This is a genomic window from Paenibacillus cellulosilyticus, from assembly GCF_003182255.1.
GTDB classification, from domain to species: domain Bacteria; phylum Bacillota; class Bacilli; order Paenibacillales; family Paenibacillaceae; genus Paenibacillus_T; species Paenibacillus_T cellulosilyticus.
The window spans coordinates 145,357-158,320 of the sequence record NZ_QGTQ01000001.1 but is presented as its reverse complement, the minus strand read 5'-3'; the positions used below and the strand labels follow the sequence as shown (position 1 = coordinate 158,320).

The following is a 12,964-nucleotide window of genomic DNA, read 5'->3' as shown; positions in this document are numbered from 1 at the left end:
CATGGCTTACGAACGAACGCTGCAGGCGATGACTTGGGCCGATGCGGGACATATGGCCCCCGAGCTCATTCTCATTGCAATGATGGCTGTCCTTATTATGTTGGATCTGCTGCTCCCGCGGCGAGTTGATCGGTCGCTGATCGGCTGGCTGTCGCTTGCTTCGCTGCTTGGCTCCTTCGTTAGTGTCGTCTGGCGGATACAGCATCAGGCGGACCAATCGCTGGCTAGCGAGGCGCTTGGCTTACTGAACGATAACTACCGGATCGACGATTTCGGCGCCATGTTCAAGCTGCTGCTGCTGACGGCGGCGGCGCTTATCGTCTTGTGGAGTCTAGGAGCGATGAAACAAGGCTCGAGCGGACAGCTGGTGCATCAAGGGGAGTATTACTACCTGATGCTGCCTGCGACAGCCGGTGCCATGTTGATGACGTCGACGGGTGATCTCATAACGCTGTACACCGGCCTTGAGCTGCTCAGCATCTCCACCTATGTGCTGGTAGGGTTGCGAGCACGTCGAGCGCTTACGGCGCAGGCGGCATCCTCAGAAGAGAAAGTATCTGCGAAGCCGGCCGAAGCGGCGTTCAAATACGTCGTGACCGGCGGTATCTCATCGGCTTTTATCCTATTCGGGATGTCCTATTTATACGGCTTGACTGGTTCCACCCACGTCGGTGAGATTGGCAGCAGCCTGCCACAAGCGGTAGAGTCGTTCCGCGGACTTATTTATTTGGCATTCTTCTTCATGGCGGCGGGCTTCGGGATCAAAATCGCGGCAGCGCCTTTCCACGCTTGGGCGCCGGATGTGTACGAAGGTGCACCAACACCGGTGAGTGCTTTCCTCGCGGTTGTCTCGAAGACGGCAGCTGCAGTGGCGTTGTTCCGACTGTTCTACAATGTTGTTTTTCCCGAAAGTCTATCGAACGGGAGCACGATCGGGCACGATCTGTTCCGGGCAGTACTGGCTGTTGCGGCCTGCGCGATGATCGTTGGTACACTGAGCGCGCTAAGGCAGCACAATATGAAACGGCTGCTTGCGCTGTCGGGTGTTGCGAATGCCGGATACTTGATTGCGCCGATCGGACTGTCCTTCTATGGCGTCCATTCGAATAATGCAGCAGAGCTGTTCTTCTACGCGGCTGCTTACTTGTGCATGAACATCGGGGCTTTCGCAGTGCTGTCGATAGTGGCAGGCTCGCGTCGGGATGCGGATGGCAGCGTGCAGCTGCGTTCGTTCGAAGGGTTATATCATCGAGCGCCTTGGACCGCGGGGGCGATGATCATCTTCGTTCTATCACTCGCAGGCCTGCCGATCTCAGGCGGTTTCTTCGGTAAGCTGTTCGTCATGATGGGCGCGGCAAGCTCGCATGCGTATTGGCTGGTTGCGATCATGGCGGGCACAAGCGTCATATCCTACTACGTCTACTTCGGTATCGTCCGTCAAATGTTCATGCGCTCGTCAGGCGATGAGCCTGTTCATGTGCCTGCGGCATCCGGCATTGTCGTCTGGCTGTGCGCCGCGGCGACGCTTGTGCTTGGCGTTTATCCGAACGGTCTGCTGCATTGGTTCGAGCACGTCTTCTCGGTCGTGGGCGACCTGCTTATTTTGCGATAAACCATTTACAACAAACGAAGAGCGCCTAGTTGGGAGCATGGATCTGCTGCTGCCACGGGGCGCTCTTTACCATGTTTATTCAAGACAAGCTAAACAAGAGTATGGATCACCTAACATGTATAAGTTTCTAAGTTTACAAAAAAGAACAATTTCGCTCGATTAAAGTTTTCTCATAGGGACATCACAATCGCCATATGGATGAATAAGGCTTAATCAGCCATGTGGAGTATGGAGGGGGAATAGTCGTCCGGGAATAGAAAATAGAAACGCTATAGCATAGCGCCCGGAAGTCGGTAAGACCGTTAACGCACTAATCGTAGTCGAGTGCGGACGTGCGCGAAAATATTTCGCCGCCAGCAAGGAAAATAACCGTTTCGAATCGAAACTATTGAGATGGTATCGGCGTTTTTATATGGAGGAGAAGCAGCAAGGATCGGGCAACGACCGGGGACTTTGCGCAAGGACGAGGTCAAATGGACTACAATATACGAAATTCCAATAATCAAGAACAACACAATAAAGAGATGGATCGTCATCGCACACTTCGCTGCGCTGTCGGGCTTATGCTTGCGGGCTTGCTGCTATGGGCTGCGGCTGCCGATTCGTTCGCTTTGGACGGACAGTCTTACGCATCCGCATCCGCGTCCGCAGCAATAGCGGGAGACTATATAGGCGAGGCCGATCAATGTGGAGCGGTAGACGAGACGGGAGCCGAGAGCTGGCTGCTGAAATGGCGGGATACACCGCCGGACGTCGTGCCAGCGGGAACGCGAGTCATTAGCCGACAGACGGAGATGGCGACGGATATCGTCGTTCCTGAAGGTGGCGGCGATGGCAGCATTGCACAATGGCTAACGGAGCTGCGTGCGGATGACAGAGTGGCGTATGTGCAGCCGAACGACCGGGTGCACGTTTTATCATCGGCTCAGACGCATGTCGAAGCGAACGATCCGTATTTGTCACGGCAAACGTACCTCGATCTCATCGGTGCGAAGAAGGCGTGGAACACGGTGCATGATCAGACCGACATTACGATCGCATTGGTAGATACGGGCGTCGATTTCAGCCATCCGGATCTGAAGGGCAGCCTGCTCGGAGGTGTGAATCTGCTTGACCCTAAATTGCCTCCGCAGGACGATAATGGGCACGGCACGAACGTAGCCGGAGTCCTTGCCGCGACAGGGAACAATAAGGCAGGCATTGCAGGCATTTTGTGGCGTGCGCGCATTATGCCGATCAAGGCGCTGGATGAAGACGGTGCCGGCGATGAGAGCAAGCTTGGGGAAGGCATCCTGTATGCGGTTAACAAAGGCGCAGCGATCGTCGTTCTGTCCGTCGGGCTGTATCGATTCTCGACCTATATGCGCGATATTGTGCAGTATGCGGAGAGCAAGGGCGTGTTACTTGTTGCCGCGACGGGCAATGATGGAGAACAGCTGGGCAGCAAGGTTGCGATTGAATACCCCGCCGCTTATCCGACAGTGCTCGCCGTTGGCGGTGTGAAGCCGAACGGACAACCGGAGCCGCGCTCCAATTCAGGCCCGGAGATTGATATTGCGGCGCCATGGAATGTGTTTACGACAGCACTAGGCGGCGGGTATAAGGAAGAGGAAGGCACGTCGATGGCGGCTCCGCAAGCGGCTGCCGCGGCTGCGCTCGTCCTGAGGGTGCATCCGAATTTTAAGCCATACGAGGTTAGAGAGCTGCTTCGCCAGACGGCAAAGGATATCGGGCAGCCAGGAGTCGATGAAGAGACTGGTTACGGTCTGCTGCAGGTGGATAAGGCAGTTACGGCTCAGCTTCGGCCGGATGCGTACGAGCCGAACGATTCAAGAGACCGCGCGGCCAAATGGCCGTTGCAGACACGAATTGCTGCCCGATTAACGGGAGGTCTCGATCAGGACTGGTATCGTGTTGATGTACCGTATGATGGGAAACTGACGATTCAACTGCAGGGCTTGAACCCAGCTGGAACGGCCATGCCGCCCGTACGGATGATGCTGTATTCAGGCAAGCAAGCAGCTAATTCACAGGATGCGAAGCTGGGCAACACATCCGTGGAGTGGCCGGTTAAGAAGGGCACGAACTGGATCAAGCTTCAGCTGTACGATCATGATCGCGATGATAAGCTGCCTTATTTGCTCACATCCGATTTTCACATGAATCCGGACGCGTATGAGAGCAATGACAAGTCCTATGCGGCTGCGACGCTTCAGCCGCGTTCACAGGTCATTACGGGGAACTTTGACAAGCAGGGGGACCGTGACTGGTATGTCGTGAACTTTAAGCGAAGCGGGACGCTCAAGCTGCTGCTGCAGACGGATACGGTACGCATCGACCCCAGCTTGGCTGTGCAGCGGGAAGGGCAGAAGCTCGTAACGTACGATGATAACGGAGACGGCGAGCAAGAGCAGACTCCGCTCATTACGGTGACGCCTGGCCGATACTACATTCGGGTATATAATGCAGCGGCTGCGGATGCGAGCCCAGTTACGGGGCTTTATACACTGAAGCTGGATATTTCAACGAAATACGATGATCCGAATGAGCCGAATGACAAGTCCTATACGGCGACAGCAATGCGTCAAGGAACGGAATATCTAGGCGTCATCGGCACAGCTGCGGATGAGGATTGGTTCCAGCTCAGGCTGACTGGAGAGAGTTATGCCTCCATTGATTTGAGCGGTATCCCTGCTGATCGGAAGATGACGATTACGGTGTACGACAAGCGCCAGAAGGTCGTCGGAACGATCCGGTCGGTAGCGGGCAGGCAGCGTGTTTTTGCCGGAATGCCGCTGCAAGAGGGTCTGTATTATTTCAAAATAACAACGGACGCCGCGTTTAATCAGCAATATTACCATTTTACTGTACGTACAGAATCACTGAAGTCCGGCTATCGGGATATCGATGGACATTGGGCGGAAGCGGCTATAACCGCTCTGTCCAAGGAAGGCATTGTATCCGGCTATGCCGATTACAAGTTTGAACCTGATCGTGCTGTTACACGTGCCGAAGGTGCGGCGCTGCTCGTTCGCGCTTTCGCACCAAAGTCGAATCCCGCACGCTTGTCCTTTAAAGACCTATCTGCTCGTCATTGGGCTTATAACGTAATCGCCTTAGCCGTCTCCGCGGGCTATATGACAGGTTATCCGGATCGTACATTCGGACCAGACCGTCCAATGACCCGTGCGGAGATGGCGGTGATGCTCGGGCATGCTGCAGGTGTTCAGCCGGCTGTCGTTAATGGAGCCCCATATGCGGATGTTGCCGCTGGCAATTGGGCGTCGCCAATGCTTACAGCTATGCGAGCGAAGGGGTGGATCAGCGGGTATCCAGGTAACCGTTTCCTACCGGGACAATTCGCAAGTCGTGCTGAATTCACATCGATGTTATTCCGTATCCGTAACAGCATCTAATGAGCGAAGGGATATTTACCGATGAATATGGAAGACGTACAAATTACCTATGGCATGAACGGGCTGTTCTCCATTGTTGTCGTGCTGTTGTGCATTATTTTATGCTGGGCTGTGCTTCAAGAACTAAAGCTGGAGTCGTTCATGCGTCACCCGAGAGGTCCAAAGGCACGTCTATTGCTCGTTGTATTAGCCGTCGTTCTTGGACATTCTCTTGCCTCATTCATTCTGGATTATTACCAGTGGGCAAGGATGCTAACTGCATTTGTCGAATAACAAAATCGATTCCTGTCAACAATGGGTATTACATGACGGAACGAAAAACGCGAACCGCATCGAATGATATGAAAACGGTTGTCATTATGAGCCGAATTCTAACGGTTTGAGCCTGCTTATTTGATCTGAAAAAGCCGCGTAACAAAGGGAATTTTTACATCTTCGAAAAGCCGCTCGAATGAAGGCGTTTTATGAAAATTACGCTTGTCGATTCGTGCAGCAGGATGGTAAGATAAAGTTTGGAGCAAATGACTATCGGTAGACATAGTTGGAATATTATACAAATTTTTGACCGGCATGTTATGAACGCTTTTCCCCGACGTGCATAGGGAAGCGGACCTGCCGTCATGATCGTCCTAATCGAAGTCCAATACGCAGCCACATACGATGAAATAGTCATAAAGCGGCAGAGAACAAAATTGCAGCGTGCGGAGGGAATTCAGAAGATGAGCAAAATAATCGTCCGCGGAGGCCAGCGGTTATCAGGTACAGTACGGGTTCATGGTGCCAAGAACGCAGTGCTTCCGATTCTAGCGGCGTCCGTACTCGCAAGTGAAGGGGAAAGTGTCATTGCCGACGTTCCTCTCCTTGATGACGTACTGACGATCCGGGAAGTAATTGCATCGCTTGGAGCGGACGTGCAGCACGGGGAAGAAACGATGACGATACGTGCACAGCGGTTAACGACCTATGAACCGCCTTACGAGATGGTTCGCAAGATGCGGGCTTCGATTCTTGTAATGGGGCCGTTGCTTGCGCGTACGGGACGGGTTAAGATCTCGCTGCCAGGCGGCTGTGCCATTGGGATGCGGGCGATCGATCAGCACTTGAAGGGCTTTGAAGCGATGGGCGTCAACGTTACGCTTGGTCAAGGCTATATCGAGGCGAAGGTGGATGGCCGACTGAAAGGATCCAAGATATATTTGGACGTTGCGAGCGTGGGTGCAACGGAGAATATTATGATGGCGGCTTCCCTTGCAGACGGAACGACCACGATCGAGAACGCGGCGAAGGAACCGGAAATCGTAGACCTTGCCAACTACTTGAACGCAATGGGTGCTCATGTGCGCGGAGCGGGTACGGACATCATTCGGATCGAAGGCGTGGAGAAGCTGCGCGGCGTACGCCATACGGTAATTCCAGACCGTGTTGAAGCAGGAACCTATATGATTGCAGCAGCCATAACTGGTGGAGACGTCCTCATTGAAGGTGCGATTGCCGACCATTTGGCACCCGTTATTTCGAAGCTGCAAGAAATGGGTGTTACGGTACACGAGATGGATAACGGTCTGCATGTCATTGCGGATAAGCCGCTCAAGGCAGTTGATGTGAAGACTCTTCCATACCCTGGCTTCCCAACAGATATGCAGTCGCAGATGATGTCGCTGCTGCTGGTGTCGGACGGCACAAGCGTCGTGACGGAGACGATTTTCGAGAATCGGTTCATGCATGTTGAAGAGTTCAATAAGATGAATGCACAGATTAAGGTTGATGGCCGTTCGGCAATTGTGAATGGCGGCATGCCGCTCACAGGTGCGAAAGTAACCGCAACGGATCTACGTGCAGGCGCGGCGCTCATCTGTGCAGCACTGGTTGCAGAGGGTGTCTCCGAAATTTCTGGTACACACCATATTGATCGCGGATATGTGGATATCGCAGGCAAAATGGCTGCTCTCGGCGCTGACATTCAGCGAGTTGAGGCGACGCGTGAAGCTGTCATTGCCGCCGCACCAGTCGCTGTGCGGGAAACGGTATCGTTCAAGCGTGAGAAAGAAGTTGTACGGACTGTACAGCCAACTTGGGCTTAAATAAATCGTATTGAACAGCACAAAAGCTGCCCTTTCGAGGGCAGCTTTTGTGCTGTTTTCAAGGATTAATTCGTCGTTTGCGTGTCTGTGCTGGCTTGACCGCTGTTGTTACCATTTTGTCCATTGCCATTCTGATTTCCACGCATGCCGCCGCCACCGAAGCCACCACCGAAACCGCCGCTCAGTGATACATACTCTGCTTCCTTCGTGTCAGTCTTGAGCCATACATTAATAATATCGTCAGCTGCCAGGTCGGCCAGCTTCACCTGCTCATAGTTCATGCTGCCGTCATCGCCGCGTACGAGCTTGTAGATGGACGTACCTTCCGAGATGGAGATCGTCGACTCTTCACCCGTGAAGAAGTCTGGCATGCTGCGTCCTTGACCGTCGCCGCCTTGCGTTGCTTGTCCGTCTGCTGCTGGTTGCTGCCCGTCTGCAGGCATCTCCGGCGCTTGTCCGTCCGCTGGCGCTTGTCCGTCAGCTGGAGGCTGTCCTTGACCATCGCCTTGACCGCCTTGCCCGCGCTGTGGCATCGAGCTCGTGTCAGCCTGTTTGACAACGACTGATGTACCGTCGATCGAGACGATTTTGGCGAATAAATCCGCATCACGCTCTGGTTGGTTCGGTGCCTGCGCCATTTGACGGACGCCGTTACCGCTTTGTGCCCCTTGCTGTTGGTCTGTAGTGGTCTGTTCGCTGTTAGAAGCCGCCGCCGTCCCTGAACTATCATCCTTCGAACCGCATGCCGACAAAATCGAAGCTGCCAGCAGCAGCGCCATCCCTGCCTTCATGCTATACGCCCATTTTGATGTTTTCACTCTCAAATACCTCCATTCATTACTGCAAAGCTTAAGTGGGGTCATTCTATCATAGGAAGATGAACGAAATATGAATAATGGTGTTCATCTTCCGTTCATGATCCTATGCTACCTTTTAGTGAGAAAACCTCAAATTGAGGCTACATACAAAGATCAGCGACCGCGTTTAGAGGTAGGTTTTTATAGTCAATAACAATTTGTTCATTCCTCTAGACCCGGAAACTTATCAATTCTTTATGTGGAAAAAACGGACAATTGACAGGAAGGTGGCGTAAAGGCAATGAAGAAATGGTTACTGGCATCACTAGCGGTTGTAGTTGTCGCCTCTGCCGGCGCTTATTATTGGTACAACCAAAAAGATGAAACGCAAGCGGCGGCTGCACAACAAATAACGGCAAAAGTGACCAAAGGAAGTATCAGTGTGCAAATCACGGGCTCTGGCTCTGTCAATACGACGGAGACGACTTCCGTATATGCTGGCGAGGAAGGTACGGTCAGCGCAGTTCATTTTAAAGAAGGCGACAAAGTTAAGAAGGGGCAAGTCCTAGTCGAGTTCGAGACGGAAGATTACTCGTCCGATATCGAGAAGGCTAAGATTAGCCAGCAGAAGCAAGAGCTTCAGATGGAGAACTACAAGAAGCAGTATATCGCGGCTGGCGACGATGAGAGCAAGCAGAACGATATTAAAGTCCAAATGGACAGCCTGCGTCTCGATATGGAATCGACGGAGCTAGAGCTGGAAGAACTGCTCGACAACGCAGCTGAAGTACCAAGTGTTGTAGCGCCAGCTGATGGTACGGTCACGTCTTCGAGTGTTGTAATCGGCGACAAAGTGACGGGTTCGAAAGTTATCGCGACTTTGATCGACTACACGAAGCTGCAATTCACGATGAACGTTGACGAGCTGGACATTCCGAAGGTCAAAGTCGGCCAGACGACGAACATTACGCTGAGTGCACTGCCTGATCAGGCGCTGACGGGTAAAGTACTTGAAATCGCACAAGAGGGCGCATCCTCTAACGGTTCGGCTTCCTATGCGGTCAAAGTAACGCTCGATCAACTCGATAACGTCATCGCCGGCATGTCCGGTGAAGGTGCAATTGTAACGGCATCGGTCGACGACGCGCTGCTCGTACCGATTGAAGCGCTGCGTACGATGGGCGGCAAAAGCTTTGTTCGTGTGCCTAATAGCACTGCAACTACAAGCACGACAAGCCAAGGTACGCAGGGCCAAACAGACCAAAGCCAAACGCAAGGGCAAGGCGACACGCAAGGACAAGGCCAGGCGTCGTCTGGTGACTCCCAGGCACCGTCGGGTGACTTCCAGCCGCCAGAAGGCTTCACGCCGCCAGATGGCGCTGCAGGCGCTGCAGATGGTGCAGCAGGCGGACAAGCAAATGCTAGCCAAGGTGGCAATGCTAAGACGGGCACAGGCACGGGCACAGGCACAGGCACAGGCACAGGTCAGAATGCTGCAAACGGCCAAAATAGCGGCAACAGTGCTAACGGAGGCTCGGGCCGAAATGGCAGCACGGGTACTAGAAACGGCCAGAACCAGTCAGGTCTTGAAGGTAAGTTGGTAGAGGTTACGATCGGTATTAGTAACGACACGTACGTTGAGATCAAGTCGGGCCTGAGTGAGGGCGATACGGTCTACCTGCCATCTCCAACCGTGAGCACGGCAACAGCTTCCACGTCGCAACAGCAGCAAACCCAAATGTTTGGAGGCGGCTTCGGCGGCGGTATGCCTACCGGCAACTTTGGCGGAGGCGGAGGCAACTTCGGCGGAGGCGGAGGCATGCGCTAATGAGCCATAATGACAACGAAGTATTGATAGAGATAGAGAAGTTGGTTAAGACGTATCGGATGGGACAAGAGACAGTGCAAGTGCTTCATGATGTTAATTTGACTGTTAACAAAGGTGATTTTCTTGCCATTGTAGGCCCGTCCGGTTCAGGCAAATCGACGATGATGAACATTATCGGCTGCCTTGATATCCCGACATCGGGCAGCTACAAGCTCGATGGTGTTGAAGTAAAGGGACTAAGTGACAACAAATTAGCAGCGATCCGCAATGATAAAATAGGTTTCATTTTCCAAGGGTTTCAGTTGCTTCCGAAACTGACGGCTATCGAGAATGTGGAGCTGCCGCTGGTCTATCGAGGGATGTCGAATAAGGATCGCCGTAAGATGGCCACCGAAGCGCTTCGTTTGGTTGGTCTGGAGGAACGGATGTTTCACAAACCTAGTGAATTATCCGGCGGTCAGCAGCAGCGTGTGGCGATTGCTCGCGCATTGGCGGGCCAGCCGCCGATGCTTCTGGCCGATGAACCAACCGGTGCGCTCGATACGCGCACCGGCCAAGAAGTGCTTGCTCTCATAGAGCAGCTTCATCGACAGGGACATACGATCGTCCTCATTACGCATGATATGGAAGTCGCTGCCAGAGCGGAACGTGTTGTCCGTATGAAAGATGGCGTGCTGACAGAAGAACGTGCCGAAAGGAGGGAGAGACGTGAAGCTTTCGCAGGCATTCCGGATGGCGTTTAGAAGTGTATTGGCAAATAAGTTACGAACAGCGCTATCGATGCTTGGCATGCTGATTGGTGTTGCGACTGTTATCGCGCTTGTTTCGATGAGCGAGGGCTCCTCCCGTCAGGTACAGGAGCAAGTCGAAAGCCTTGGCGCAGCGAATATGCTGCAGGTGTCGATTACAGGACGAGGTCTGACGACCTCGCTCTCCAAAGACGAAGCCATGGAATACGGCGACATTGATAACGTAGAAGGCGTGTCGCCGATTGTAAATGGCAGCGTTTATGCAAAGTACGGCACGACAAGTGAGTCTTACACGGTCGAAGGGATTACGCCGGAGTATGCGGACGTGCGGGATGTCAGCTTTGTTGAGGGTCGTTACATTGTTGACTTGGACCTTACGAACTACAACAAGGTTGCATTGATCGGTGCTAACGTTGCCACTGACTTATTCGACACGGAGGACCCAGTTGGCCAAACGATTCTGCTTAACGGCAACCGTTACAAGGTCGTTGGTTTGCTGGAGACGAAAGGTGATTCCCTGAACGGCTCGGCGGACGATAAAATATTAATCCCGCTTACTACGGCCGAGCGGCTGTTGAGTTCGAATGGTGTTAAATCCATCTACTTGAAAATTGAGGATACGGGCAAATCCGAAGAGACGCAGGCGCTCATTACCGCGAAGCTCGCTGCCAAGTTCCCGAGCTCGACGAATGCGTACCGTGTCGTTGACCAGCAGGAATCGATGGAGACGCTCGGATCGATCACGCAGACGATGACTTCTATGATGGCGGGCATTGCCATGATCTCGCTCATTGTTGGTGGTATCGGCATTATGAACATTATGCTCGTATCGGTTACTGAACGTACGCGCGAGATCGGTATTCGCAAGTCGCTTGGTGCGAAACGGCGTGATATTCTAACCCAATTCTTGATCGAGGCAGTTGCAATTAGCGGCCTCGGCGGTGTGATTGGTATCGTAATCGGCTATATCGCATCGAATATTATCGGTGTCGTCATGGATACCGAGACAGCTGTTTCGCTTGCGATGGTCGGCGAAGCATTCGCTTTCTCCGCAGGCGTTGGCGTTATCTTCGGTATTTTCCCGGCGAACAAAGCTGCGAGACTCCGTCCAGTAGATGCACTGCGCCACGATTAAAAGTATTCTCATCGCTTCTATCCTATCGTTCTCGCTCATATAGTAGAGCTAGAGGGACAACAGACAAAGTCCGCGCCCATGCGCGGACTTTCGTGTCTCCAAGACGATTCGGAAGGGGCGGTGTTGCTTTGATCAACAGCATTCGAGCATGGGGAATGCCATTCGCAGCAGGAATTGGGCTCGGCGTTATTCTGTTTATTCTATTACACGGCGGTGTTCTCGCTGATCAGGATAGGACAACAAGTAGGATACAGACAGATAGAGAGAAGACAACTGGCAATGAGGCGGAAGCTGCCAAACAGCAGGTAGTGGTGAAACCCGCTCTTCCGGTTACTTCATCTACGGTTAGTCAGTCAGACAGCAAGCCTGCCACGACTCGTTCACCTGAGAAGAAACCATCTGCGTCAAGTAATGCTGTGCCCTCAACGGAAAAGAGTAGTGCGAAGTCAAATAGCGATTTGGACAAGCTGACCGTGCGCGTTTACTTGACGAAGCAGAAGCGTGTGGAGGCGGTGCCGCTCGAGCAGTATGTACGCGGTGTGCTGGCGGGTGAGATGCCGATTGATTTTGAGCTGGAGGCTTTAAAGGCGCAAGCTGTTGCGGCGCGTACCTATATCGTTAGACGGCTTGCCATGCATGATCGAAGCGGCGTGCCAGGTGAGAAGGCTGATGTGACCGATACGGTCGATCATCAAGTATACATTCCATTGAAGGAACTTGCGGCAAGGTACCCGGCCGGCGAGGAGCGGACAGCATCACTTGCGAAGCTGACACAGGCAGTGGAGGAAACGGATGGCGAGGTGCTGACCTATGATGGGGAGCCGATCGAAGCTGCATTTTTCTCAACTAGCAATGGCTTTACAGAGAATGTGGAAGATTACTGGCAGCTCTCGCTGCCTTATCTGAAGAGCGTTGCAAGTCCATGGGATGAGGAAATTTCGCCCCGATTTAAACAGACGGTAGAGATGAAAGAGAAGGAGCTGTACCGTAGGCTAGGCGTTAAGGATGATGGCAAGCCTCCGCGCATACTCGAGACGACGGAAGGACATCGGGTCAAAACGGTCGTCATTGGCGGCAAGACGTTCACGGGGCGCGAGGTTCGAGAAAAGCTGGATTTGGCTTCCTCTCAATTCGAGTGGACGATCAGCAAAGGGAAGGCTACCATTACAACCTATGGACTTGGCCATGGAGTAGGACTCAGCCAGTGGGGGGCGAACGGAATGGCGAAAGAAGGGGCCACGGCTTCGGAAATCTTGCTCCACTATTACACTGGCGTAAAGGTCGAACAAGCTTATAAGCTTCCGAATGAAGACGGCAAATAGCTTCCTCGCGCACCGCATGGTTGA

9 protein-coding genes are annotated in these 12,964 nt (G+C 53.1%); 8 read left to right on the top strand and 1 reads right to left on the bottom strand.

Translation table 11 applies throughout. The features are described 5' to 3' along the window. The first annotated feature begins 1 nt into the window (after position 1). From DFQ01_RS00595 to murA, 4 genes are all read left to right on the top strand, one after another. Positions 2-1,612 carry an NADH-quinone oxidoreductase subunit N gene (locus DFQ01_RS00595; protein ID WP_110041937.1) on the top strand — a complete coding sequence of 537 codons (1,611 nt, stop codon included), beginning with the start codon at positions 2-4 and terminating at the stop codon, positions 1,610-1,612. Positions 1,613-2,085: 473 nt separating this feature from the next. Beyond that, positions 2,086-5,028 carry a S8 family serine peptidase gene (locus DFQ01_RS00590; RefSeq protein WP_245946467.1) on the top strand — a complete coding sequence of 981 codons (2,943 nt, stop codon included), beginning with the start codon at positions 2,086-2,088 and terminating at the stop codon, positions 5,026-5,028. Between the two features lie 21 nt (positions 5,029-5,049). Beyond that, positions 5,050-5,301: a DUF1146 family protein gene (locus tag DFQ01_RS00585; RefSeq protein WP_110041936.1), complete on the top strand. Its 252-nt coding sequence runs from the start codon at positions 5,050-5,052 to the stop codon at positions 5,299-5,301. Between the two features lie 446 nt (positions 5,302-5,747). Next, entirely contained in the window at positions 5,748-7,109 is a 1,362-nt protein-coding gene (gene murA / locus DFQ01_RS00580) for a UDP-N-acetylglucosamine 1-carboxyvinyltransferase (RefSeq protein WP_110041935.1), read from the top strand. A gap of 65 nt (positions 7,110-7,174) precedes the next feature. Here murA and DFQ01_RS00575 read toward each other — a convergent pair whose 3' ends face one another. After that, entirely contained in the window at positions 7,175-7,927 is a 753-nt protein-coding gene (locus tag DFQ01_RS00575) for a hypothetical protein (RefSeq protein WP_110041934.1), read from the bottom strand. A gap of 280 nt (positions 7,928-8,207) precedes the next feature. Between DFQ01_RS00575 and DFQ01_RS00570 the strand changes: the two genes are divergently transcribed. The 4 genes from DFQ01_RS00570 to spoIID all read left to right on the top strand — a co-directional run bounded on the left by DFQ01_RS00570 (position 8,208) and on the right by spoIID (position 12,940). Then, complete coding sequence (locus DFQ01_RS00570; RefSeq protein ID WP_110041933.1) at positions 8,208-9,734, top strand: efflux RND transporter periplasmic adaptor subunit; 1,527 nt, start codon at positions 8,208-8,210, stop codon at positions 9,732-9,734. After that, the gene (locus DFQ01_RS00565; RefSeq protein WP_110041932.1) at positions 9,734-10,477 is read left to right on the top strand and encodes an ABC transporter ATP-binding protein; all 744 of its coding nucleotides are present in this window, start codon (positions 9,734-9,736) and stop codon (positions 10,475-10,477) included. The genes DFQ01_RS00570 and DFQ01_RS00565 overlap by 1 nt, the downstream gene beginning before the upstream one ends. Further along, the gene (locus tag DFQ01_RS00560) at positions 10,443-11,618 is read left to right on the top strand and encodes an ABC transporter permease (RefSeq protein WP_110041931.1); all 1,176 of its coding nucleotides are present in this window, start codon (positions 10,443-10,445) and stop codon (positions 11,616-11,618) included. The genes DFQ01_RS00565 and DFQ01_RS00560 overlap by 35 nt, the downstream gene beginning before the upstream one ends. 128 nt (positions 11,619-11,746) lie before the next feature. Further along, entirely contained in the window at positions 11,747-12,940 is a 1,194-nt protein-coding gene (gene spoIID, locus DFQ01_RS00555; protein ID WP_245946466.1) for a stage II sporulation protein D, read from the top strand. Positions 12,941-12,964: the final 24 nt, after the last annotated feature.